This window comes from Streptomyces spiroverticillatus, from assembly GCA_014650415.1.
Taxonomy (GTDB): Bacteria; Actinomycetota; Actinomycetes; order Streptomycetales; family Streptomycetaceae; genus Streptomyces; species Streptomyces spiroverticillatus.
Genome location: BMUX01000002.1, coordinates 249,142 through 273,451 on the forward strand (window position 1 = coordinate 249,142; position 24,310 = coordinate 273,451).

Here is a 24,310-nt window from a genome sequence, read left to right on the forward strand (position 1 = left end):
GCCTGCCTCCAGGGGCGCGGGGGATGTACCGGATCACGCGCGTAGCGCACAGCACATTCCACCGCCCTCGCCACTCCCGCACCAGATGGCGGCACGGATCGCCGGAAGGCCGCGGACAGCCGTGACGGCGGAGCCCCCGGGCCCGCGAAAGCCCTGCGGCGCGCTTTGCCCACGCAATCCCGTGCATCCCAACTGCCGCTGCGGGAAGGCAAGTTCTACTTTGGGGAGATGGAAAAGATGCGCACGGCCGCTATCGCCATCACCCTTGCCGCCACCGCCGTACTGGCGGGCTGCGACAGCGGCACGGACCGGGCCCAACCGCCCGCGACCACCCAGACGTCCGCCTTCCCCCCGCCCTCCTTCCCGCCGGCCTCCGCGAAGTCGTCCGCGCAGATCTGCGCGGAGATCACCTCCCACTGGGTGCGCGAACGGCTCGCCGGTCGCGGCACCGGCGACTTCATGAAGGAGGGCCTCTCCAACGGCACCAACAACATCGTCGTCGCCGTCATGGCCGCCGCCACCGAGGAGCGCAAGCGGGCAGGCGACGCCGCCGCCGAGAAGCTCATCACCGAACGCACGCAGCACGACTGCGCCGAGCGGTACCGCACCGCGACGCCCACCGGCAACCCCTGGCACTGAGCACACAACCCCGCGCCGGACAGTGACCGGTTACCGGGGTTCACCGTCCGGATGCCGCGAGAATGTTACACAACGTAACAATGACGAGAAGCGGAATAAGTGCATCCAGCACGCTTCACGGGGCACCGCGCAGCCCTCTCTGCACAAGTTGTCCGCATAGCGGACTGTCAGCACCATGAATGCCCCAAGCCCCTTAATCATGCTGGGAGTTCTCGGTATTCGAGATTCCGCACCCCACCGGAAAAGACCGAAAAGCCCGGCCTGTAACCCGAGCTTCTGGCCACGGCATAACAAGAGCGTCACATCCTGCGCACGTCGCTCCCCGGCGCTTCTCCCTGCGCTTAGAGTCACGGCCAGTCACCGCGCCGCCGGGCGCGTCACCGCAGCACCGCGCACAGCAACACCCATGTACAGCCCGGCGATCGACACGGCCCCTCATGTCGAGGAAGCCGCGCCAGGGAAAGGACCCCTTCGTGCGACACCGTTCTTTGCTCATACTCACCACCGTGCTCACCACCGGAGCACTGACCCTCACCGCCTGCGGCTCCCGGGACGACAAGGGCGGCGACGGCGACAAGGGCGGCAAGACCAAGGTCGTCATCGGTGTCGACTCCCCCACCAGCGGCGACCTCTCCGCGCTGGGCCTCGGCATCCGCAACTCCGCCGACCTCGCGGCCAAGACCGCCAACAAGAACAACACGGTCCCCGGCGTCGAGTTCGTCACCCAGCCCCTCGACGACCAGGGCCAGCCCAACGTCGGCCAGCAGAACGCCGCCAAGTTCATCAGCGACAAGGACGTCATCGGCGTCGTCGGCCCGCTGAACTCCAGCGTCTCCCAGTCGATGCAGAAGCCCCTCAACGATGCCAAGCTCACCCAGATCTCCCCGGCCAACACCGGAACCGAGCTGACCCAGGGCGACGGCTGGAAGACGGGCGACAAGAAGCGCCAGTTCGCCACCTTCTTCCGCACCGCCACCACCGACCAGGTCCAGGGCGCCTTCGCGGCCAAGTACCTCAAGGAAACCGCGAAGATCGACCAGGTCTACCTGATCGACGACCAGAAGACCTACGGCGCCGGCCTCGCCGCCTCCTTCAAGGACCAGTTCACCAAGCTCGGCGGCAAGGTCGTCGGCACCGACCACGTGAACCCCGACGACCGCGACTTCAACGCCGTCGTCACCAAGGTCAAGTCCTCCGGCGCCAAGGCCGTCTACTACGGCGGCGAGTACCCCGCCGCAGGCCCGCTCAGCCAGCAGCTCAAGGACAGCGGCAACAAGATCCCGCTCATGGGCGGCGACGGCATCTACAGCGCCGACTTCCTCAAGCTCAACAAGAAGGCCGAGGGCGACCTCGCCACCTCCGTCGGCAAGCCCGTCGAATCCCTCGACTCGGCCAAGAAGTTCATCGCCGACTACAAGAGCGCCGGCTACAAGGAGGCCTACGAGGCCTACGGCGGCGGCACCTACGACGCCGCCTGGTCCATCGTGGAGGCCGTGAAGATCGCCGTCGCGGACAACGGCGGCAAGGTCCCCAGCGACCTGCGCACCAAGGTCCTCGGCGCCATGTCCAAGGTCAAGTTCGACGGAGTGACGGGCCCCGTCTCCTACGACGAGTTCGGCGACACCACCAACACCATGATGACCGCCTACCAGGTCGAAGGCGGCGCCTGGAAGCCGAAGTTCAGCGAGGCGTACAAGCCCCAGTCGTAATCCGACTGCTCGCACCACGCGACACCCCCAGACCGCGCGGGCGCGCCACCAGCGCTCCCGCGCGGTGCCATATTCCGAACCACTGACGGAGGCCCTGCGGTGCACGAACTGCCGCAACAGCTGGCCAATGGACTCATCCTCGGCGCGATGTACGGTCTCATCGCGATCGGCTACACGATGGTCTACGGCATTGTCCAGCTCATCAACTTCGCCCACGGCGAGATATTCATGGTCGGCGGCTTCGGCGCCCTGACCGTCTACCTGATACTGCCCGCCGGGTTCTCCCTCGGTGCCGCAATCCCGCTCATGATCCTCGGCGGAATCGTCGTCTCCGTCGCCGTGGCCACCGCGGCGGAACGCTTCGCCTACCGACCACTGCGCAGCGCACCACGACTGGCCCCCCTGATCACCGCGATCGGGCTCTCCATCGTCCTCCAGCAACTCGTCTGGCAGTTCTACCCGGACGCGAAGAAGGACCACCCCTTCCCGCAGTTCAAGGGCGAAGCGATCAGCCTGTTCGGCGCCAACATCCAGCCCGGCGGCATCTTCCTGCTGATCGCAGCCCCGGTCTCCATGATCATCCTCGGTTTCTTCGTCAACAAGACCCGCACCGGCCGCGGCATGCAGGCCACCGCGCAGGACCCCGACACCGCCAAGCTCATGGGCATCAACACCGACCGCATCATCGTGACCGCCTTCGCGATCGGCGCCGCCTTCGCCGCCGTCGCCGCCGTCGGATACGGCCTCCACAACGGCCAGGTCGGCTTCCGCATGGGCTTCATCCTCGGCCTGAAGGCCTTCACCGCAGCCGTCCTCGGCGGCATCGGCAACATCTACGGAGCCATGCTCGGCGGCCTCGTCCTCGGCGTCGCCGAAGCCCTCGCCACCGGATACATGGCCGACGTGCCCGGCATGGAACTCTTCGGCGGAGGCAGCTGGAAGGACGTCTGGGCCTTCGCCCTCCTCATCATCGTCCTCCTCGTCAGGCCCCAGGGCCTGCTCGGCGAGCGCGTCGCGGATCGGGCGTGAGCACCATGACCAACACCACGAAGACCACCGGCACCGACAGCGCCACCGAGCAGCCGCTCGTCCCGCTGCCCCCCGCCGCAGCCCGCCCCCTCACTCTGGCCGGCTCCGCGATCGCCCTCGTCGGCACCTTCCTCGCCTGGACCTGGAGCTCGGAGTTCCCCGGCGACCTCACCGTCACCGGCTACCCCGGCGGCCTCCAGAACGTCACCCTGGCCGTCTCCGTCCTCACCCTCCTGTTCACCCTCTCCGGGTACGGGATCAAGGGACTGCGCTGGCTCACCCCCGGCGGCACCAACAGCCCCGTACGCCTCCTGGCACTCGCCACACTCGGCGCCACCGGCTTCACCATGGGCGCGATCTCCGTCGTGCTCGGCGGACTCGTCAACCTCGACCCCGGCGCCTGGATCTCCGGCATCGGCTCGCTCCTCGCCGCCGTCGGAGCCTTCGCCCTCCCCCACGACGTAGCCGGCGAGGACACCCCCGCCACCAGCTTCTGGGGCCGCCTCCGCCACAGCCTCAAGGCCCCCGCGCCCCGCGCACCCCAGCAGCTCCCCGCCTGGGCCGAGATCCTCACCCTGGCCGGCACCGTCGCCCTCGGCCTCGCCGTCTTCGCCTACGGCGTCGACATCGAAGACCCCGAACTCTTCATCGGTTTCCTCATCGCCATCGGCTTCGCCTTCAGCGGATTCGCCAAGGCGGGCCTGCTGCGCCGGCTCGCCCAGCTCGCCGCGACCCACCGCAGGGTGGCCATGCTCGCGGCCCTCGTCGCCGCGATCTGCTTCCCCTTCACCCAGACCAACGACCAGTACGCCCTCATCGGCGCCCAGGTCCTCATCTTCGCCACCGTCGCCCTCGGCCTCAACGTGGTCGTCGGCCTCGCCGGACTCCTCGACCTCGGATACGTCGCCTTCCTCGGCGTCGGCGCCTACTCCGCGGCCCTCGTCTCCGGCACCGCCAGCTCCGCCCTCGACGTCGAATTCCCGTTCTGGGCGGCGGCCCTGGTCGGCGCGGCCGCCTCCCTGATCTTCGGCGTGATCATCGGCGCACCGACCCTGCGACTGCGCGGCGACTACCTCGCCATCGTCACCCTCGGATTCGGTGAGATCTTCCGCATCACCGTCCAGAACCTCAACGGCAACACCGGACCCGACGTCACCAACGGCTCCAACGGCATCACCAACGTCCCCGACATCACGGTCTTCGGCTTCGACCTCGGCCAACCGCACGACATCCTCGGCTTCAGCCTCACCAGGTCCTCGAACTACTTCCTGCTGATGCTGCTGTTCACCATCGTCGTCGTACTCGTCTTCCGCCGCTCCGCCCAGTCCCGCATCGGACGCGCCTGGGTCGCCATCCGCGAGGACGAGACCGCCGCCACCGCCATGGGCATCAACGGCTTCCGCCTCAAACTCATGGCCTTCGCACTCGGCGCCTGCCTCGCCGGCTTCGCCGGCTCCGTACAGGCACACCTCGGCTACAGCGTCACACCCGAGCAGTACCAGTTCGCCGGCAGCGTCCCGCCCAACTCCGCGTTCCTCCTCGCCGCCGTCATCCTCGGCGGCATGGGCACCATCGCCGGCCCCCTCATCGGCGCGGCACTCCTCTACCTCATCCCGGCCAAGCTCGCCTTCATGCAGGACTACCAGCTCGTCCTCTTCGGGCTCGCCCTCATCCTGCTGATGCGCTTCCGGCCCGAAGGCCTCGTCGCCGACCGGCGCAAACAACTCGAATTCCACGAAACCGGCCAGACGGACACCCCCGACGAAATCCTGCCCGCCACGGCCACCGGCACCACGAAGGCGGGGGCGTGAACACCATGGCAACTCCCACAGCCACCACCACGACCGTCCTCGACGCCAGCGGCGTCACCATGCGCTTCGGCGGCCTCACCGCCGTCCGCAGCGTCGACCTCCAGGTCAACTCGGGCGAGATCGTCGGCCTCATCGGCCCCAACGGCGCCGGCAAGACCACCTTCTTCAACTGCCTCACCGGGCTGTACGTCCCCACCGAGGGCAAGGTCAGCTACAAGGGCACCGTCCTGCCGCCCAAGCCCCACCTCGTCACCCAGGCAGGCATCGCCCGTACCTTCCAGAACATCCGGCTCTTCGCCAACATGACCGTTCTGGAGAACGTCCTCGTCGGCCGCCACACCCGCACCAAGGAAGGCCTCTTCTCCGCCCTCCTGCGCGGCCCCGGCTTCAAGAAAGCCGAAGCAGCCTCCCACGCACGCGCCATGGAACTCCTGGAGTTCATCGGCCTCGCCCACAAGGCCGACCACCTCTCCCGCAACCTGCCCTACGGCGAACAGCGCAAGCTGGAAATCGCCCGGGCACTGGCCAGCGACCCCGGACTCCTCCTCCTCGACGAGCCCACCGCAGGCATGAACCCGCAGGAGACCCGCGCCGCCGAAGAGCTCATCTTCGCCATCCGCGACCAGGGCATCGCCGTACTCGTCATCGAGCACGACATGCGGTTCATCTTCAACCTCTGCGACCGCGTCGCCTGCCTCGTCCAGGGCGAAAAGCTCGTCGAAGGCACCCCCGACGTCGTCCAGAGCGACGAACGCGTCGTCGCCGCGTACCTCGGCACCCCCTTCGAAGGCGCCCCCGGCGCCGACGAGGCCGCCGAAGTCGCGGCGGCCGAGGCCCACGCCGACGCACAGAGCACCACCCGCACGGACCGCACAGAAGGAGACACCCAGTGACCGCCCTTCTGGAGGTCGAGGACCTCCGCGTCGCCTACGGCAAGATCGAAGCCGTCAAGGGCATCTCCTTCACCGTCGAAGAGGGCCAGGTCGTCACCCTCATCGGCACCAACGGCGCCGGCAAGACCACCACCCTGCGCACCCTCTCCGGGCTCCTCAAGCCCTCCGGCGGCAGCATCCGCTTCAACGGCAAGCCGCTCGACGGCATCCCCGCGCACAAGATCGTCGCGCTGGGCCTCGCCCACTCCCCCGAGGGACGCCACATCTTCCCCCGGCTCACCATCACCGAGAACCTCCAGCTCGGAGCCTTCCTCCGCTCCGACAAGGAAGGCATCGCCAAGGACATCCAGCGCGCCTACGACCTCTTCCCCATCCTGGGCGAACGCCGCAAGCAGGCCGCAGGCACCCTCTCCGGCGGCGAACAGCAGATGCTCGCCATGGGCCGCGCCCTGATGTCCCAGCCCAAGCTGCTCATGCTCGACGAACCCTCCATGGGCCTCTCCCCGATCATGATGCAGAAGATCATGGAGACCATCGTCGAGCTCCGCGCCGGCGGCACGACGATCCTCCTCGTCGAGCAGAACGCCCAGGCGGCGCTCTCCCTCGCCGACCAGGGCCACGTCATGGAGATCGGCAAGATCGTCCTCTCCGGAACGGGCCAGCACCTCCTCCACGACGAGAGCGTCCGCAAGGCGTACCTCGGCGAGGACTGATCCTTCCGTACGTGTACGAATCCGTACGTGTACGAAGAGGCCCGCCCCGCACTGTGACAGTGCGGGGCGGGCCTCTTCACGTACTCCGAGGACCGGGGCCTACTGCTCCTTGGCCGCCTTCTTCTCCTCGGCGTCCTCGATGACCGCCTCGGCGACCTGCTGCATGGACAGCCGGCGGTCCATCGACGTCTTCTGGATCCACCGGAAAGCGGCCGGCTCCGTCAGCCCGTACTGCGTCTGAAGGATCGACTTCGCCCGGTCCACGAGCTTGCGCGTCTCCAGCCGCAGCGTGAGGTCCGCGACCTCGTTCTCCAGCGTCTTCAGCTCCGCGAACCGCGAGACAGCCATCTCAATGGCCGGAACGACATCACTCTTGCTGAACGGCTTCACGAGGTACGCCATGGCCCCGGCGTCCCGCGCCCGCTCGACCAGGTCGCGCTGCGAGAACGCGGTGAGCATCAGCACCGGCGCGATCGACTCCGCCGCGATCTTCTCGGCGGCGGAGATGCCGTCCAGTACAGGCATCTTCACGTCAAGAATGACCAGGTCCGGCTTGTGCTCCCGGGCCAGCTCGACAGCGGTGGCACCGTCTCCGGCCTCACCGACGACCGAGTACCCCTCCTCCTCCAGCATCTCCTTGAGATCGAGCCGAATGAGGGCTTCGTCCTCCGCGATGACGACACGGGTCGTCAGCGGCGGAACGTGCGACTTGTCGTCGTCGGCGACGGGCTGGGGCGACTCGGGGGTGGTCACGGGGCTCCTCGATACGGGGCAGATACTGCTGCCAAGAGCGTACCTAGCTGCGGTATGGTGGTCATGCAGCGGGTCGGGGTAAACCTTCGATTCGTTAGGCCCCGGTAGCCCAACTGGCAGCAGGCAATGGATTCAAAACCCATACAGTGTCGGTTCGAATCCGACTCGGGGCACTTTTCCTTCGATTCCAAGGTCACGTGATTTTGGCGACACACCACACGAACGTGTGAGCGTGTCGCCTTTTTCATGCGCCAAGGCGGGATCACTTGCAAGATCGTCCCCGTGTACGACATTGCAACGCGCAAGCGAGCCCTTTCCCTCGTCGCCGGGGGCCGCAGTCTGAACTCCGTGAGCAAGGAAACCGGCATATCCCGGTACGCCATCCGCTGCTGGCAGACCCGCATCGAACCCCTCCCCCGCATCATCGGCGCGCCGATCCGCGACACACCGGCGGACCCGGCCGCGTACTCGTACCTTCTCGGGCTCTACCTGGGCGACGGCTGCATCAGCGAGCACCCCCGGAACACGGGCCACTACCTGCGCATCGCGTGCGCCGACGCCTGGCCCGGCCTCATCGAGGAATGCCGGGCAGCGATCACGGACGCGCACCCAGAGAGCAAGGTCTACCTTGCCCAGCGGCAGGGGTGCGTCAACGTGACGAGCTACAGCCGTAGTTGGACCCACCTGTTTCCGCAGCACGGGCCGGGCAAGAAGCACGATCGGCGCATTCACCTTGAACCGTGGCAGCAGTGCATCGTGGACGAGTTCCCCTGGGAGTTCATCCGGGGGCTCATCCACTCGGACGGATGCCGCGTCACCAACTGGACCACGCGGCTCATCGGCGACGTGCGCAAGCGATACGAGTATCCGAGGTACTTCTTCACCAACAAGTCCGAGGACATCAGGCGGATGCTGACGAACACTCTCGACGCCCTTGGCGTGGCGTGGAAACAGCCCAATGCATTCAACATCTCCGTGGCCCGACGGGCGTCCGTCGCGTTGATGGACGCCCACGTCGGGCCCAAGTACTAGCGGGTCACGCCTACCTGGGAGAGTCGTCCTCGCCGATGTGGTGGATGCGGACGAGGTTGGTGGAGCCGGGGACGCCGGGCGGGGAGCCGGCGGTGATGACGACGACGTCGCCCTTCTGGCAGCGGCCGATGCGCAGGAGCTGTTCGTCGACCTGGGCGACCATCTCGTCGGTGGAGTCGACCTTCGGGCCGAGGAAGGTCTCCACGCCCCAGGTGAGGTTGAGCTGGGAGCGGGTGGAGGACTCCGGGGTGAAGGCCAGGAGGGGGATCGGGGAGCGGTAGCGGGAGAGGCGCTTGACCGTGTCGCCGGACTGGGTGAAGGCGACGAGGAACTTGGCGCCCAGGAAGTCGCCCATTTCGGCGGCTGCGCGGGCGACCGCGCCGCCCTGGGTGCGGGGCTTGTTGCGCTCCGTGAGGGGCGGCAGGCCCTTGGCGAGGATGTCTTCCTCGGCCGCCTCGACGATGCGGGACATCGTGCGGACGGTCTCGATGGGGTATTTGCCGACGCTCGTTTCGCCGGAGAGCATGACGGCGTCGGTGCCGTCGATGACGGCGTTGGCGACGTCGGAGGCTTCAGCGCGGGTGGGGCGGGAGTTCTCGATCATGGAGTCGAGCATCTGGGTCGCCACGATGACCGGCTTGGCGTTGCGCTTGGCGAGCTTGATGGCGCGCTTCTGGACGATCGGGACCTGCTCCAGGGGCATCTCGACGCCGAGGTCGCCGCGGGCGACCATGATGCCGTCGAAGGCGGCGACGATGTCGTCGATGTTCTCGACGGCCTGGGGCTTCTCGACCTTGGCGATCACCGGGAGGCGGCGGTTCTCCTCGCGCATGACGCGGTGGACGTCCTCGATGTCGCGGCCGCTGCGGACGAAGGAGAGGGCGATGATGTCCGCGCCGGTGCGCAGGGCCCAGCGGAGGTCTTCGATGTCCTTTTCGGAGAGGGCGGGGACGGAGACGGCGACGCCGGGGAGGTTGAGGCCCTTGTGGTCGGAGACCATGCCGCCCTCGATGACCTTGGTGTGGACGCGGGGTCCGTCGACCGAGGTGACTTCCAGGGTGACCTTGCCGTCGTCGACGAGGATGCGTTCGCCGGTGGTGACGTCGGTGTTGAGGCCCTCGTAGGTGGTGCCGCAGGTGTGGCGGTCGCCCTCCATCGGCTCGACGGTGATGGTGAACTCGTCGCCGCGTTCAAGGAGTACGGGGCCTTCGCGGAAGCGTCCGAGGCGGATCTTCGGGCCTTGAAGGTCGGCGAGGATGCCGACGCTGCGGCCCGTTTCGTCGGACGCTTTCCGTACGTGCTGGTAACGCTCCTCGTGTTCGGCGTAGGTGCCGTGGCTGAGGTTGAAGCGGGCGATGTCCATTCCGGCTTCGACCAAGGCCTTGATCTGGTCGTATGTGTCGGTGGCGGGGCCCAGGGTACAGACGATCTTTGCTCGGCGCATACCTCCGAGCCTAGGGCTTACCGGCGGGTAGGTAATTGGCTCCGTATGACTACTCAACAACCTTTGCATGAAAGGTTATTGACAAGTGTTGAATTGTGCGCGGGGGTGCTCTGATGAGCAATTCCCGGGAATGTGCGGGGTGTTGCGGTTCAGAGTTGCGGGGGTGCCATCGTGAAGCGTGCGTTGACGTGGGCGTAGACGGTCTGGCGCTGGGGTTCGAGGTCGAGCGGAGGAGCTTCCTCCGCCATGGGGGCGGCGGAGCGCATCATGGCGCCGCCGTAGCCGATGTGCATGTCCATCGGGGCGCTCTCGCTGCCGTCGTCGGCGAGTTCGAGGAGGGCGACGAGGTGGGTGCCGAGGGCCTCGGCGTAGGCGCGGGCGCGGGCGACGGCCTCGTGGACGGCCTGGGTGCGGGCCTGCGCGTACACGGGTGAGGTGGGGCGGAGCTTCCACCAGGGGCCGTCGACGCGGGTCAGTTCGAGGTCGGAGAGGCGGGTGGTGAGTTCGCCGAGGGCGGTGAAGTCGGCGAGTTCGGCGGAGACGTGGACGCGGCCGTGGTAGGCGCGGACGTGTTCGCCGCGGCCCTTGCGGGTGAGTTCGGGGTTGATGGAGAAGGAGCCCGTTTCGAGCTTCTCGACGGCGTCGCCGTACGTCTTGATCAGGTCCAGGACGGAGGCGTTGCGCCGGGTGAGGTCGTCGAGGGCGGTGCGGCGGTCGGTGCCGCGGGCGCTGACGGTGATGCCGATGCGGGCGAGGTCGGGGTCGACTTCGAGGCGGGCCTCGCCGCGGACGGCGACGCGGGGTGCGTCGGGGGTGCCGTAGGGGGCGGCGGTGGTGGGGATGTCGGTGGTCATACGGGCTCCCTCGGTCGGCGTGCACACACCGTTCGGTGGCGCACTCGGTCGGCGTACGCGCACGGCTCGGTGGCGTACGTCCACTGTGGCATCCGGGTCTGACATCGGGCAGTCACCGGATCGAAACCTGTCAGGGGTGTCGCGGCAGCCGGGCGTGGGTCAGAATCTACGCGCGTTGTGCATGGGCAACGCGGAAATCCCTGTGTGGACGAAGGAGTTCAAATGCCGCTGAATCGGCGGAAGTTTCTGGGGCAGGCCGCTGCGACGGGCGCCGGTGTGGCCCTGGCGGGCGGGGTCGCGGGATCCGCGGAGGCCGCCGACCACGGTCATGGCCACGGCGGTCACGGCCCGGGCCGCCCGCCGAAGCGTTACTCCTTCACCGTGATGGGCACGACCGACCTGCACGGAAATGTCTTCAACTGGGACTACTTCACCGACAAGGAGTTCGACGACAAGGCGCACAACGACGTGGGCCTGGCGAAGATCTCGACCCTGGTGAATGCGGTCCGCAAGGAGAAGGGCCGCCGCAATACGCTCCTGATCGACGCGGGCGACACCATTCAGGGCACCCAGCTCTCGTACTACTACGCCAAGGTCGACCCGATCACCGCGAAGCGCGGTCCGGTGCACCCGATGGCGCAGGCCATGAACAAGATCGGCTATGACGCGGCCGCGCTCGGCAACCACGAATTCAATTACGGAATTCCGGTGCTGCGGAAGTTCGAGGAGCAGTGCGATTTCCCGCTCCTGGGTGCGAATGCGCTGGACGCGAAGACGCTGCGGCCCGCGTTCCGCCCGTACAGCATGCACCGTCTGCGCACCCCGCACGGGCGTGACGTGAAGGTGGCCGTGCTCGGCCTCACCAACCCCGGCATCGCGATCTGGGACAAGCAGAACGTGCAGGGGAAGATGGTCTTCCCGGGCCTGGAGGAGCAGGCGGCGAAGTGGGTGCCGAAGCTCCGCTCGATGGGCGCGGACGTGGTGATCGTCTCGGCGCACTCGGGTTCGTCGGGCACTTCTTCGTACGGTGACCAGCTCCCGTACGTCGAGAACGCGGCCGGCCTGGTCGCCGAGCAGGTCCCCGGCATCGACGCGATCCTGGTCGGTCACGCGCACACGGAGATCCCCGAGTACTTCGTCGAGAACAAGAAGACCGGCAAGAAGGTCGTCCTGTCCGAGCCCCTGAAGTGGGGCCAGCGGCTGACCCGGTTCGACTTCGAGCTGGTGTGGGGCAAGGGCAGTTGGACGGTGGAGAAGGTCCAGGCGAGCGTCCTGAACTCGAACACGGTCGCCGAGGACCCCCGGATCACCGGGATGCTCGGTGACGAGCACAAGAAGGTCGTCGCGTACGTCAACCAGGTCATCGGCACCTCCACGGCGGCGATGACGACCGCCGAGGCGGCCTGGAAGGACGAGCCGCTCATCGACCTGATCAACCTGGTGCAGGTGGAGACGGTGAAGGCGGCCCTCGCGGGTGGCGCGTACGCAGCGCTGCCGGTGCTCTCGCAGGCGTCCTGTTTCTCGCGGACGGCGTCGGTCCCGGCCGGCCAGATCACGATCAAGGACGCGGCGGGCCTGTACCCGTTCGAGAACACCCTGGAGGCGCGGCTGCTGACCGGCGCGCAGATCAAGGAGTACCTGGAGTACTCGGCGAGGTACTACGTGCAGACCCCGGCGGGCGGCCCGGTCGACACGGCGAAGCTGACGAACGCCGAGAACACCCCGGACTACAACTACGACGTCGTCTCCGGTCTGACGTACGAGATCGACATCGCGAAGCCGAAGGGTTCGCGGATCGTGAAGCTGTCGTACGACGGGAAGCCGCTGGACGACAAGGCGCAGTTCGTGTTCGCGGTGAACAACTACCGGGCGAGCGGCGGCGGCGCGTTCCCGCACATCGCGTCGGCGAAGCAGCTGTGGGCGAACTCGGAGGAGATCCGGAACACGATCATCACCTGGGTGAAGGCGAAGGGGACGGTCGACCCGAAGACCTTCGCGGCGGTGGACTGGAAGCTGACGCGGGACGGCACGCCGGTGTTCTAGCTTGTGCGTTTGTATGAGGAGAGGCCGCGCCTGTGGACAGGGCGCGGCCTTCTTTCTTGGGTTGCGTGTCTACTGGACCTAGACCTTCAGCTTGACGAGGCTCTCGCGCTGGTGCGGGAGCATCGGGCGGGCCGGGGTGTTGAGGCCGAAGGTGGTGAAGGCGGTGCGGGCGGGGAGGGGGTAGACATCGGTACCGGTGAGGTGGTTGAGGATGACGGCGCTGCGCCAGGCGGCGAGTCCGAGGTCGGGGGCGCCCACACCGTGGGTGTGGCGTTCGGCGTTCTGGACGTAGACGTTGCCCTGGACGACGGGGTCCAGGACGAGGCGCTGGTGCTCGTCGATGCGGGCGCGCTGGGACTTGTCGCGCTTCATGTACGGGTCGAGGGCGGCCAGGATGCGGTCGACGGGGCGTTCCTGGTAGCCGGTGGCGAGGACGACGGCGTCGGTGGTGAGCCGGGAGCGGGCGCCCTGCTGGCCGTGCTCCAGGTGGAGTTCGACCTTGGTGGTGGCGACGCGGCCGGCGGTGCGGACGTGGACGCCGGGGGTGATGGTGACGTCGGGCCAGCCGCCGCCCTGGGTGCGGCGGTAGAGCTCGTCGTGGATGGCGGCGATGGTGTCGGCGTCGATGCCCTTGTGCAACTGCCACTGCCGGGGCAGGAGTTCGTCCCGTACGCCTTCGGGGAGGGCGTGGAAGTAGCGGGTGTAGTCCGGTGTGAAGTGCTCGAGGCCCAGCTTCGAATACTCCATCGGCGCGATGGCCTCGGTGCGGGCGAGCCAGGTGAGTTTCTCGCGGCCGACGGGGCGGGCGCGCAGCAGGTCGAGGAAGACTTCGGCGCCGGACTGGCCGCTGCCGATGACGGTGACGTGTTCGGCGGCGATCAGGCGGTCGCGGTTGGGGAGGTAGTCGGCGGAGTGGAGGACCGGGACGCCGGGGGCTTCGGCGAGGGGTTTGAGGGGTTCGGGGACGAAGGGGGCGGTGCCGACGCCGAGGACGAGGTTGCGGGTGTACGTGCGGCCGAGGGCTTCGGCCTCGCCGTCCGCGTCGAGCTGGGTGAAGTCGACTTCGAAGGCGGTGCGTTCGGGGTTCCAGCGGACGGCGTCGACCTGGTGGCCGAAGTGGAGGCCGGTGAGGCGTTCGCTGACCCAGCGGCAGTAGGCGTCGTACTCGGTGCGCTGGATGTGGAAGCGTTCGGCGAAGTAGAAGGGGAACAGGCGCTCGCGGTCGCGGAGGTGGTTGAGGAAGGTCCAGGGGCTGGAGGGGTCGGCGAGGGTGACGAGGTCGGCGAGGAAGGGGACTTGGAGGGTGGCGCCCTCGATGAGGAGGCCGGGGTGCCAGTGGAAGGCGGGGCGCTGTTCGTAGAAGGCGGTCTTCAGGCCGCCGTGGATGCCGTCGGCGAGGGCGGCGAGGGAGAGGTTGAAGGGGCCGATGCCGATGCCGACGAGGTCGTGGGGCTGGTCGGGCTGAGGGGGCTGGGGGGCCTGTGGAGGCTGGTCGGCGGTCATCGGTGGCTGAGCCTTTCGGGGTGGGCGGGGGTCGGGTGCGTGAGCGCGAGGTCGAGCAGGGCGTCCAGGTCTTCGGGGGTGACGTGCGGGTTGAGGAGGGTGGCCTTGAGCCAGAGGCGGCCTGCGGTGCGGGTGCGGCCGAGGACGGCGCGGCCCTCGGTGAGGAGGCGGCGGCGCAGCTGGGCGACGTCGTCGTCGGTGGCGCCGGCGGGGCGGAAGAGGACGGTGCTGAGGGTGGGGCGGTCGTAGAGCTCCAGCCCCGGATGCTTCTCGACGCGGTCGGCGAGGAGGCGGGCGGCGGCGAGGGTGCGTTCGATCAGGTCGGCGAAGCCGTCGCGGCCGAGGGACTTGAGGGTGACGGCGATCTTCAGGGCGTCGGGGCGGCGGGTGGTGCGCAGGGAACGGCCGAGGAGGTCCGGGATACCGGCGTCGGTGTCGTCGTCGGCGTTGAGGTAGTCGGCCTGGTGCGCGAGGGGGCTGAGGGCGGAGCTGTCGGGTACGGCGAGGATTCCGGCGGCGACCGGCTGCCAGCCGAGTTTGTGCAGGTCGAGGGTGACGGTGTCGGCGCGGTCGAGGCCGTGCAGGAGGTGGCGGTGGCCGGGGCTGTACAGCACGGGCCCGCCGTAGGCGGCGTCGACGTGGAGGTCGGCGCCGTGCTGGGCGCAGAGGTCGGCGATCTCGGGGAGGGGGTCGATCTGCCCGGTGTCGGTCGTTCCTGCGGTCGCGGCCACGAGGAGGGGGTGGTGCAGGTGGGTCAACGCCTCGTCGAGGGCGGCCAGGTCCAGGATGCCGGAGGGGGCGGGCACGACGACGGGCTCGGGGAGCCCGAGGAGCCAGGCGGCGCGGGTGAGCGAGTGGTGGGCGTTGGCTCCGACGACCAACTGCACCGGTCCGTGCAGGCCGTGCTTCTCGCGGGCGAGGAGGAGGGCGAGCTGGTTGGACTCGGTGCCGCCGGTGGTGACGAGGGTGTCGGGGTGCGGGCCGGCCGGGAAGACCTCGGCCGCGAGGGTGCGGGTGAGGGCCTCCTCCAGGGCGGAGGCGGCGGGGGCCTGGTCCCAGGAGTCCATGGACGGGTTGAGCGCGGAGGCGGCGAGGTCGGCGGCGACGGCCACGGCCAGCGGCGGGCAGTGCAGGTGGGCGGCGCAGTGGGGGTGGGCGGGGTCGGCGGCGCCTGCCGCGAGGGCGTGCACGAGGGTGCGGAGCGCTTCGTGCGGCCCGGTTCCGGTGTCGGGGAAGAGCGGCCGGACCGCCTCTTCCACCTGGGCGGTGCTGCGCGCGGGACCGCCGGCCGGGAGGGGCCCCGGGCGGGCGGAGGCGCCGGTGGCGAGGGCGGTGAGGACCGTACCGAGCAGTGGCCGCAGGGCGGTGGGCCCGGTGGGCCCGCCGGCGAGGGGGGTGTGGGGCGGGGCCTGGCCCTGACCGGGTACCGGGTTCTGTGCCGACGGCGGCGCGCTCATGCGGGTCCTTCGGGGGTGGTGTGGTGCGGGGTGCGGGCACACCAGGGTGTACAGGGAAGGAGGTGGGTGTCCGGAGTGGACAACGAGCGCAACTCGAAAGTGGTACGGGGGTGTGGGGAGGGGGAGTTGGGGGTGGGGGGCTGGTATAGGGGGTGGGCCCCGTCCGTGTCGCACCCGGTGCCGGGGGCGGTAGGAGTGCGGCCCGCCGCAGTTGGGCTGCGGCGGGCCGGGCGAAGGTGGTGCGGAGGGGGTTACTTGGTGGAGCGGACCCGCAGGGCGCGGGAGAGGGCGTCCAGTTGGTCGGTCAGCTTGCGGCGCAGTGCCGGGGTGAGGTCGGGCGAGGCCAGGTGCTCCTCGCCGAGGGCCAGGGCGGCAGGCGTCACCTCGTAGAGCGGGAAGGCGTGGTTGCCCGCCGCCTCCGCCATCGCCGGGCCCCGGCGCACCGCGAGGGCCTGTGCCTGCGGGTAGTAGCGGGGCACGTAGTCCGCGACGAGTTCCGTCTGCTCGGGCTGCCAGAAGCCCTGCGCGGTGGCGGTGAACAGGTAGTTGGAGAGGTCGTCGGAGGCGAAGAGCCGGTCCCAGGCCGCCGCCTTGGCCTCCGGGGTGGGGAGTGCGGCCCGGCACCGGGCGGCACCCTGCTGGCCGGTGGCGCTGGGGTCGCGGTCGAGTTCGCGGTCGATGGCCGCCTCGTCGGTCGCGCCGAGCACGGCCAGCCGGTACAGGATGCTCCACCGGAGTTCGGGGTCGAGGAGGGGTCCGCCGGGGACGCTGTCGTTGTCGTACCAGTCCTGGATGCTGTCGGGCTGGGTCGCGGCCCCGACGAAGTGGCGTACGGCGACCAGCCGCAGCCCGGGGTCGTTGCCGTCCTCGGTGCGGCGCATGAGGTCGCGGCAGAGGGCGGTGAGGGTGCCGAGGGCGGCGGGGCGCTCGTCCGGGCCGAGGTAGCGGTCGGCGATCTGCTGGGCGGCGAACGCGAGGACGCCCTGCACGACGGAGAGGTCGCTCTCGTACGGGAGGTGGGCGCGGGCGGCGTCGAGGTAGGCGGCGGGCGGGAGTTGGCCGTCGCGGACCATGTCGCGGGCGGCGTTCCAGACGACGGCGCGGGTGAGGGCGTCGGGGAGGCCCGCGAGGGAGCGCAGCGCGGTGTTCCAGGAGGCGGGGTCGAGGCGGACCTTGGCGTACGTCTGGTCGCCGTCGTTGAGGAGCAGCAGGGCGGGCCGCCGCCCGGGGCGGGGCGCGCCGGCCTGTGCGGCGGCGGCCGCGTCGGGTCCGGGGCCGGTGTCCGCGCCCGGCTCCCGGGGGTTCGACGGGACGTCGAGTTCGAAGCGCTCGCGCAGTACGAGCGTGTCCGCGTCCACCAGGTCCTGGTCGTACGCCCCGACCGTGATCCGGTGCGGGCGGGAGCCCGCGTGGGCGATGTCGAGGGTCCAGCCCGCGTCGGTGTCGGCGACCGCGGGGGTCAGGGTGTCGACGCCGGTCGTGCGGAGCCAGGACTCGGCCCAGGCGTGGACGTCGCGGTCGGTGGCGGTGGCGAGGTTGTCGAGGAGGTCGGCGAGGGTGGCGTTGGCGAACTTGTGCCGGGTGAAGTGGGCGTTGATGCCCGCGAGGAAGTCCTTCTCGCCCATCCAGAAGACGAGTTGGCGCAGGGCGGAGGCGCCCTTGGCGTAGGAGATGCCGTCGAAGTTGAGGAGGGCGGTGGCGGTGTCGGGGACGGCTTCGGGGTCCGGGGCGACGGGGTGGGTGGAGGGGCTCTGGTCCACGTCGTAACCCCAGGTCTTGCGCGCGATGGCGAAGGCGGTCCAGGTGTCCTTGAAGCGGGTGGCCTCGGAGAGGACCTGGTAGGCCATGTACTCGGCGAAGGACTCGTTGAGCCAGATGTCGTCCCACCACTGGAGGGTGACGAGGTCGCCGAACCACATGTGGGCCATCTCGTGCGCGATGGTGGTGGCGCGGGACTGGCGCTGGGTGTCGGTGACGGCGGACTGGAAGACGTAGGTGTCGCGGAAGGTGACGAGCCCCGGGTTCTCCATCGCGCCCGCGTTGAACTCGGGGACGAAGGCCTGGTCGTACGAGTCGAAGGGGTACGGCTCGTCGAACTTCTCGTGGTACCGGTCGAAGCAGTCCTTGGTGATGCCGAGGAGCTCGTCGGCGTCGCGGTCCAGGTGGGGGGCGAGGGAGCGGCGGCAGTGCAGGGCGAAGGGCAGCCCGGCGGATGGGGTATCCCCTGCTCGAGCGGAGCCGAGAGCTTGGGGAACGGTGCGGACGGTGTGCCAGGGGCCGGCGATGACGGCGACGAGGTAGGTGGAGATGAGGGGGGTGGGGGCGAAGGTCCATCGGCCGTCGTCGGTGCGGCCGGTCTCACGGGAGTTGGCGGCGACGCTCCAGCCCTCGGGGGCCGTGACCGAGACCTCGAAGACGGACTTGAGGTCGGGCTGGTCGAAGGCGGGGAAGACGCGCTGGACGTCGTCGAGGAAGAGCTGGGTGTAGACGTACGTCTCGCCGTCGGCGGGGTCGGTGAAGCGGTGCATGCCTTCGCCGGTGCGGGAGTAGCGCATGGCGGCGTCGATGCGGAGTTCGTGGTCGCCGGGGGTGAGGCCGGTGAGGGGGAACCGGTTGTCGGCGAGGGCGTCGGGGTCGAGGGGCTGCCCGTCGAGGGTGACGGAGCGCAGGGTGGCGGGCTTCAGCTCCAGGAAGGTGTCGCCTGCGGTGCGTGCCGTGAAGTGGATGACGGTACGGGAGTCGAAGGTGTCGTCGCCCTGGGTGAGGTCGAGGTCGACCGTGTAGTGGCGGGCTTCGATGAGCTGGGCTCGGGTCTGCGCTTCGTTGCGCGTCAGTACGGGCATGGGGACATGGTCGCCGATGCGGGATTGCGGGGACGGATGCGGGGCGCGCAGCCGGTGCGGGGGCGGGGGCGCGCAGCCGGTACAGGGGTGGGGCGGAGGGTGCCGGGGCCCGCCGGGAGCGGGAGGGGCCGCCCCCTTGCCCGCCCGTTCCGCCCCCGGGGGGCGGCCCCGCCGCCCAAGGGGGCTCGGCGGAAGTGGGAGGGCGCCCCGTCGGCGGGGAGGGTTACTCGGCCGGGGTGTCGGCGATCTGCTCGTGGTGGCGGATGACCTCGGCGATGATGAAGTTGAGGAGCTTCTCGGCGAAGGCGGGGTCGAGTTTGGCGGACTCGGCCAGCCCCCGCAGGCGGGCGATCTGCCGGGACTCACGGGCCGGGTCGGCCGGCGGCAGGTGGTGTTCGGCCTTGAGGTGCCCCACCTGCATCGTGCACTTGAAGCGCTCAGCGAGCATGTGGACGACGGCCGCGTCGATGTTGTCGATGCTGTCGCGGAGCCGGTCGAGTTCGGCCCGTACGGACGGGTCGACGGGACCGGTGGGACCGGCCTGACCGGCGGAACCGGCGGGACCGGTGGAGTCGAGGTTGCTGGTCGTCATGGTCAGGCAGCTTACGTCGATCACGTGGGGATCGTCGGCGGGTGTTCGGGATCCGGGATCTGGTTGCTCCAGCCACCGGGTACGGTCCGCCCCTGCTGCTCCCGGAAGCGTACGGGCGCGATGCCGACCCGCCGGGTGAAGAGGCGGGAGAAGTAGGCGGGGTCGTCGTACCCGACCCGGCGGGCGACGGCCGCGACGGGGAGTTCGGTGGCGGCCAGGAGTTCCTTGGCGCGGCCGAGCCGGATGCCCAGGAGGTAGTCCTTGGGGCTGCACCCGGCCCCGCGCCGCACCGCGGTGCGCAGTTCGGCGGGGGTCATGCCGTGCCGGGCGGCGTGTTCGGCGACGGACAGCGGCTGGAAGGCGTCGCGGGCGAGGGCGGCGAGGACGGGGTCGCCGTCGGCGCCGAGGTCGGCGCGGGCCCGGCGCAGGGCGACGAGGAGTTCGTGGACGGCGGCCCCGGTCTCGACCTCCAGGAGCGGGTTCCCGCGCCGCGCGGCCCGTGCGATGCGGCCGACGGCGGCCCGCGCCCCGGCGGTGTCCGCGAGCGGGACGACAGGCCGGTCGGGCTCTATGTAGCCGAGTTCGGTGTACGTCGCGGTGGCGGGCCCGGTGAAGTCGACGAAGCTCTCGTCCCAGCCGGTGTCCGGATCGGGACCGTAGTGGTGCGGGACGCCCGGGGTGACCCAGAGCAGCGCGGGCGCGGTGACGGTCGTACGCCGTCCGTCCGCGCCCCGGAACCATCCGCTGCCCGCGCTGATGACGACGGCGACGTGGTGGTCGAGGGTGCGGGGGCCGACGGTGGGCAGGGCGCCGTGCTGGAGGCCGACGCCGAGGCAGACCAGGCCGAGTTTGTGGTGGGTGGGGCTGGGGGTGAAGTAGCGCATCCAGGTGTGGTACATCCGCGTCCCTCGTCCTCGCCTCGTCCTCGTCCGCCCTCAACCGTCCAACTTCCGTTGATCTTTGTCCATGGACCCGCCCGCCCGCCAGAGGGGAGGGTGTGTGCCTTGATGTCGACTTCTCAAGAGGGCGGGACCGTGGCTGACTTCACCGTGGGTGACCAGGACTTTCTGCTGGACGGGCGACCGGTGCGGCTGCTGTCCGGGGCGCTGCACTACTTCCGGGTGCACGAGTCGGCGTGGGACCACCGGTTGGGGATGCTGCGGGCGATGGGCCTCAACTGCGTCGAGACGTACGTCCCGTGGAATCTGCACGAGCCGGACCCGGGCCGGTTCCACGACGTGGAGGCGCTGGGCCGGTTCCTGGACGCGGCGGCCGCGGCCGGGCTGTGGGCGATCGTGCGCCCGGGACCGTACATCTGCGCGGAATGGGAGAACGGCGGGCTGCCGCACTGGCTGACCGGCCCGCTCGGCTCGCGCGTGCGCACGCGCGACGGGGCGTATCTGGGGCAGGTGGAGCGGTGGTTCCGCAAGCTCCTCCCCCAGGTCGTGCAGCGGCAGATCACGCGGGGCGGCCCGGTCCTGATGGTGCAGGTCGAGAACGAGTACGGAAGCTACGGCTCCGACTCCGCCTACCTCGCCCGGCTGGCGGGCTTCCTGCGCGAGATCGGCATCACGGTCCCCCTCTTCACCTCCGACGGCCCGGAGGACCACATGCTGACGGGCGGTTCGATACCGGGTGTCCTCGCCACGGCGAACTTCGGCTCCGGGGCGCGGGAGGCCTTCGCGACCCTGCGCCGCCACCAGCCGGCGGGTCCGCTGATGTGCATGGAGTTCTGGTGCGGCTGGTTCGAGCACTGGGGTGCTGCGAAGGTCGTGCGGGAGGCGGGTGACGCGACGCAGGCGCTGCGCGAGATCCTGGAGTGCGGGGCCTCGGTCAACCTGTACATGGCGCACGGCGGTACGAACTTCGCGGGCTGGGCGGGGGCGAACCGGTCCGGCGAGCTGCACGGCGGCGAACTCCAGCCGACGGTCACGTCGTACGACTACGACGCGCCCGTCGACGAATTCGGCCTCCCGACGGAGAAGTTCTGGCGCTTTCGGGAGGTGCTGGCGGAGTACGCGGACGGCCCGCTCCCCGAGGTCCCCGCCCCGCCCGCACGGCTGGCCGGACCGGCCCCGGTGGACTTCACGGGCTGGGCCCCCCTGCCGGACGTCCTGTCCGCGCTGGGCGGCGAGGAGACGGAACGGGGCGTTCCGGCGACCTTCGAGGAGCTGGGGGTGGGCCGGGGCCTGGTCCGCTACCGGGTGGAGATCCCGGGCCCCCGGCAGCCGTACCCGCTGGGCGTGCGGGGTCTGCGCGACCGGGCTTCGGTGTACGTCGACGGCGTGCACGCCGGAACGCTGACCGCCGAGGACGCCTACCTGCCGGAGCCGGTCGCCGGTCCCGCGACGGTGGACCTGTGGGTGGAGTCGCTGGGCCGGGTCAACTACGGCCCCCGGGTCGGCGAACCGAAGGGCCTCACGGGGGGCGTCCTGCACGAACGCCAGTACCTCCACGGGGTGCGTTCCCGGGCCCTGCGCCTCGATTCCTTCGAGGACGCGGAGGCCGTCCGGAAGGTGTCCGCCGGGCCGCTGCCTTCCGGTCTTCCGGCGGGGCTGTACGTGGGCGGCTTCACGGTTGCCTCGGCCGGGGACGCGGCGCTGGAGCTGCCCGGGTGGGGGCGGGGCTTCGCCTGGGTCAACGGCTTCTGCGTGGGCCGCTATTGGCCCTCGGCGGGCCCGCAGTCGACACTCTTCGTGCCGGGGGCGGTGGTGCGGGAGGGCCTGAACGAGGTGTGGGTGCTGGAGCTGGAGGGCGGGCCGCAGGGGCGCGGTGCGGTGCGGGTCGAGTAGTCGGCACCCGGTGCCGGGGCGGTTTTCTCCCCAGCCCCGCCCCTTTCCCTAAACCCGCGGGGGCATCGTGGCTGAGGTCTTGCGCAGTTCCCCGCGCCCCTGAAAGGGGCGCGGGGAACTGCGCGAGCAACCAAAACCCAAGCCGCGCGGCGAGCGCTTTAGGGAAAGGGGCGGGACCGGGGCGAATCCCGGGGGTCCGGGGGCGGAGCCCCCGGCCGGAACAGCAACCACGAACCGGCCCGCACAGGAGCCCCCCTCTCGCGCTAAAGCGTCGACGCCGCCTGCGCAATCGCCGACGCAAACGTCGACACCTCCGTGTACACACCCGGATAGTTCGGCCGCGCACACCCATTGCCCCAGCTCACGATCCCGACCTGGACCCACGCCCCCGCGTTGTCCTTGCGGAACATGGGCCCGCCCGAGTCGCCCTGGCAGGTGTCGGTGCCGCCCTGCGCGTACCCGGCACAGATCTCCTCACCGGCGATGAGGGTGGGGTACGACGACTTGCAGGACGCGTCCGACACGAACGGCACCTGCGCCTTGAGCAGGTACCGCTGCTGCGCCCCGCCCTCCCGGTTGGCGCCCCAGCCGGCGACGGTGAAGGTCCCGGAGTTGTACGACGTGTTGGTGGCGATCTTCAGCGTGGGCTGGTTGATCGGCTTGGCCAGCTTGATGAGCGCCCAGTCCTTGCCGTCGCCGTTGTAGCCGGGGGCCTGGAGGACCTTGGTGGACTTCACCTTGACGGCGCTGGAGCTCTGGAGGTCCACGACGCCGCCGGTGGCGGTGATGCTGGTGTTGTTGCCGGAGCCGTCGACGCAGTGGGCGGCGGTGAGGACGATGTCCTTGGCGTAGAGCGCGCCGCCGCAGCCCATGGAGAGGCGGACCATGAACGGGAACTCGCCCTGGGCGGCGCGCGTTCCTCCTACGACGGGCTGGGTGCCGGAGGTCCCGGCGGTTCCCGCGGACGCGCCCGCGGGCTGGAGGCTGATCGCGGCGAGGGCGACGGCGCCTATGACAGCGGATCTCTTGACGGCACGGAGTACGTTCTTCAACGGAGTGCCTTTCAGTGGGGGGTTGAGAAGGACGCGCACTGGGGGGAGCACACACCGACGCAACGCTGGCATGAGCCCGTCAACGCGCTGTTGGATTATGTGGAGTTGATCCATCGGCCGACAAGGCTTGCTTTTCGGCCAGCTCGCGCCGGACGTCCGGGACCGGTGGTGGCAGAGGGGCGCACGCATGGGCATCGGCAGCGAGGTCGAGCACGGCTTCCCGCATCTGGACACGGTGAGACGCGCGCTGACCGCGCTGTACCGCCGGATCGGCGAGGACGGGGTGCACGCGTACGTGCCGAGCGTCTTCCCGGCCGACGTCGCCTTCTCCGTACAGGACGATCCGCACCTCGGCGCCCAGGAGGTGGCCCGCGCGCTCGTGGCCCATCTGCGGCTTCCGGACGCCCGGATGATCGTCAGCTACCGGAAGATGGAGCATGCGGCAGGTGTGGAACTCACCGCCGGACCCGAGTACTTCATCGAGCTGAACGAACGCTTCCTCGACCACCGCCGCGACATCGGCGCCGCCCTCGCGCACGAGATCACCCACGTCCTCCTGCACCGCCTGGACCTGTCCCTGCCGGGCACGCGCGACAACGAGATCCTCACCGACACGGTGACCACGTACCTCGGCGCGGGCTGGCTGCTGCTGGACGCCTTCCGGCAGGACGGGGCCTCCAGCCAGAAGCTCGGTTATCTCACGCCGGAGGAGTTCGGTTACGTCCTGGCCAAGCGCGCCCTCGTGTTCGGCGAGGACCCGGCCCCCTGGTTCACCAGCGCGGAGGCGTACACGGCGTACACGAAGGGCATGGCGCAGGCACTCCGCGACACCCGGCAGCCGCCCCTGACCGAGGCCGGCCGCCTCGCCCGCCACCGTTACGCCAAGGACCGCCGGCACGCCCTGGAGAACGGCGGCTCGGGCACGCCGGGCCCCCTCGCCCCGTACGCCTTCGAGGGCGAACCGGCCGCCCTGCGCGTCTCGTTCCCCTGCCCGACCTGCCACCAGCGGCTGCGCCTGCCGGTGCGCGGGGCGCTCAGGGCGCGCTGCGGGCTGTGCCGCTCGGTGCTGTCCTGCGACACCTGACTCGTTCGTCACTCCCGCCCGCACAGCCCCTGACCTGCGGGAACACTCGGCGGTCCGCGTAGGGTCG

At 69.9% G+C, this 24,310-nt stretch carries 19 protein-coding genes and 1 tRNA gene; 11 read left to right on the forward strand and 9 right to left on the reverse strand.

Annotated features, from left to right (window positions below):
• Nucleotides 1-237: 237 nt before the first annotated feature.
• From IE269_RS05470 to IE269_RS05495, 6 genes are all read left to right on the forward strand, one after another.
• On the forward strand, nucleotides 238-639 hold the full coding sequence (locus IE269_RS05470; protein WP_189821594.1) for a hypothetical protein: 402 nt from the start codon (nucleotides 238-240) through the stop codon (nucleotides 637-639).
• A 488-nt stretch (nucleotides 640-1,127) separates the two neighbouring features.
• On the forward strand, nucleotides 1,128-2,348 hold the full coding sequence (locus tag IE269_RS05475; protein ID WP_189822056.1) for a branched-chain amino acid ABC transporter substrate-binding protein: 1,221 nt from the start codon (nucleotides 1,128-1,130) through the stop codon (nucleotides 2,346-2,348).
• Nucleotides 2,349-2,447: 99 nt separating this feature from the next.
• Complete coding sequence (locus IE269_RS05480) at nucleotides 2,448-3,377, forward strand: branched-chain amino acid ABC transporter permease (RefSeq protein ID WP_189821595.1); 930 nt, start codon at nucleotides 2,448-2,450, stop codon at nucleotides 3,375-3,377.
• Nucleotides 3,378-3,382: 5 nt separating this feature from the next.
• A complete protein-coding gene (locus IE269_RS05485) occupies nucleotides 3,383-5,188 on the forward strand; it encodes a branched-chain amino acid ABC transporter permease (protein ID WP_189822057.1) in 1,806 nt (601 codons plus the stop codon).
• 5 nt (nucleotides 5,189-5,193) lie between these two features.
• Nucleotides 5,194-6,081 (forward strand): ABC transporter ATP-binding protein, encoded by an 888-nt coding sequence (locus IE269_RS05490; RefSeq protein WP_189821596.1) that lies wholly within the window; start codon nucleotides 5,194-5,196, stop codon nucleotides 6,079-6,081.
• Nucleotides 6,078-6,794, forward strand: a complete 717-nt coding sequence (locus IE269_RS05495; RefSeq protein WP_189821597.1) for an ABC transporter ATP-binding protein — start codon at nucleotides 6,078-6,080, stop codon at nucleotides 6,792-6,794. Before IE269_RS05490 ends, IE269_RS05495 begins: the two co-directional genes overlap by 4 nt.
• Nucleotides 6,795-6,893: 99 nt before the next feature.
• On the opposite strand, the gene IE269_RS05500 is transcribed toward IE269_RS05495, so the two are convergent.
• Complete coding sequence (locus tag IE269_RS05500) at nucleotides 6,894-7,547, reverse strand: ANTAR domain-containing response regulator (protein ID WP_189821598.1); 654 nt, start codon at nucleotides 7,545-7,547, stop codon at nucleotides 6,894-6,896.
• A gap of 98 nt (nucleotides 7,548-7,645) precedes the next feature.
• Here IE269_RS05500 and IE269_RS05505 point away from each other — a divergent pair.
• Both IE269_RS05505 and IE269_RS05510 read left to right on the forward strand, forming a co-directional pair.
• Nucleotides 7,646-7,720 (forward strand) — tRNA-Leu (locus tag IE269_RS05505).
• Nucleotides 7,721-7,829: 109 nt separating this feature from the next.
• Nucleotides 7,830-8,579: a hypothetical protein gene (locus tag IE269_RS05510; RefSeq protein ID WP_189821599.1), complete on the forward strand. Its 750-nt coding sequence runs from the start codon at nucleotides 7,830-7,832 to the stop codon at nucleotides 8,577-8,579.
• Nucleotides 8,580-8,589: 10 nt separating this feature from the next.
• Here IE269_RS05510 and pyk read toward each other — a convergent pair whose 3' ends face one another.
• Together pyk and IE269_RS05520 are read right to left on the reverse strand one after the other, a co-directional pair.
• The gene (gene pyk / locus IE269_RS05515; RefSeq protein ID WP_189821600.1) at nucleotides 8,590-10,023 is read right to left on the reverse strand and encodes a pyruvate kinase; all 1,434 of its coding nucleotides are present in this window, start codon (nucleotides 10,021-10,023) and stop codon (nucleotides 8,590-8,592) included.
• 149 nt (nucleotides 10,024-10,172) lie between these two features.
• Nucleotides 10,173-10,877, reverse strand: coding sequence for an SIMPL domain-containing protein (locus IE269_RS05520; RefSeq protein ID WP_189821601.1), 705 nt, complete (start codon nucleotides 10,875-10,877; stop codon nucleotides 10,173-10,175).
• Nucleotides 10,878-11,099: 222 nt separating this feature from the next.
• Here IE269_RS05520 and IE269_RS05525 point away from each other — a divergent pair, with 222 nt between their 5' ends.
• Nucleotides 11,100-12,920 (forward strand): 5'-nucleotidase C-terminal domain-containing protein, encoded by a 1,821-nt coding sequence (locus IE269_RS05525; protein WP_189821602.1) that lies wholly within the window; start codon nucleotides 11,100-11,102, stop codon nucleotides 12,918-12,920.
• 78 nt (nucleotides 12,921-12,998) lie between these two features.
• Here IE269_RS05525 and IE269_RS05530 read toward each other — a convergent pair whose 3' ends face one another.
• From IE269_RS05530 to IE269_RS05550, 5 genes are all read right to left on the reverse strand, one after another.
• Complete coding sequence (locus tag IE269_RS05530; protein WP_189821603.1) at nucleotides 12,999-14,423, reverse strand: lysine N(6)-hydroxylase/L-ornithine N(5)-oxygenase family protein; 1,425 nt, start codon at nucleotides 14,421-14,423, stop codon at nucleotides 12,999-13,001.
• Entirely contained in the window at nucleotides 14,420-15,880 is a 1,461-nt protein-coding gene (locus IE269_RS05535) for a pyridoxal phosphate-dependent decarboxylase family protein (RefSeq protein ID WP_189821604.1), read from the reverse strand. Before IE269_RS05535 ends, IE269_RS05530 begins: the two co-directional genes overlap by 4 nt.
• Before the next feature lie 251 nt (nucleotides 15,881-16,131).
• Nucleotides 16,132-18,723, reverse strand: coding sequence for an aminopeptidase N (pepN, locus tag IE269_RS05540; protein WP_189821605.1), 2,592 nt, complete (start codon nucleotides 18,721-18,723; stop codon nucleotides 16,132-16,134).
• Between the two features lie 223 nt (nucleotides 18,724-18,946).
• Nucleotides 18,947-19,315 (reverse strand): chorismate mutase, encoded by a 369-nt coding sequence (locus IE269_RS05545; protein ID WP_189822058.1) that lies wholly within the window; start codon nucleotides 19,313-19,315, stop codon nucleotides 18,947-18,949.
• Between the two features lie 20 nt (nucleotides 19,316-19,335).
• Nucleotides 19,336-20,214 (reverse strand): helix-turn-helix domain-containing protein, encoded by an 879-nt coding sequence (locus IE269_RS05550; protein ID WP_189821606.1) that lies wholly within the window; start codon nucleotides 20,212-20,214, stop codon nucleotides 19,336-19,338.
• Nucleotides 20,215-20,349: 135 nt separating this feature from the next.
• On the opposite strand from IE269_RS05550, the gene IE269_RS05555 reads away from it, so the two are divergent.
• Nucleotides 20,350-22,107: a glycoside hydrolase family 35 protein gene (locus tag IE269_RS05555; protein WP_189821607.1), complete on the forward strand. Its 1,758-nt coding sequence runs from the start codon at nucleotides 20,350-20,352 to the stop codon at nucleotides 22,105-22,107.
• Nucleotides 22,108-22,370: 263 nt separating this feature from the next.
• Here the strand turns inward: IE269_RS05555 and IE269_RS05560 are convergent, their stop codons facing one another.
• Nucleotides 22,371-23,159: a S1 family peptidase gene (locus tag IE269_RS05560; protein WP_189821608.1), complete on the reverse strand. Its 789-nt coding sequence runs from the start codon at nucleotides 23,157-23,159 to the stop codon at nucleotides 22,371-22,373.
• Between the two features lie 187 nt (nucleotides 23,160-23,346).
• Between IE269_RS05560 and IE269_RS05565 the strand changes: the two genes are divergently transcribed.
• Entirely contained in the window at nucleotides 23,347-24,243 is an 897-nt protein-coding gene (locus IE269_RS05565; RefSeq protein WP_189821609.1) for a hypothetical protein, read from the forward strand.
• Nucleotides 24,244-24,310 lie beyond the last annotated feature (67 nt).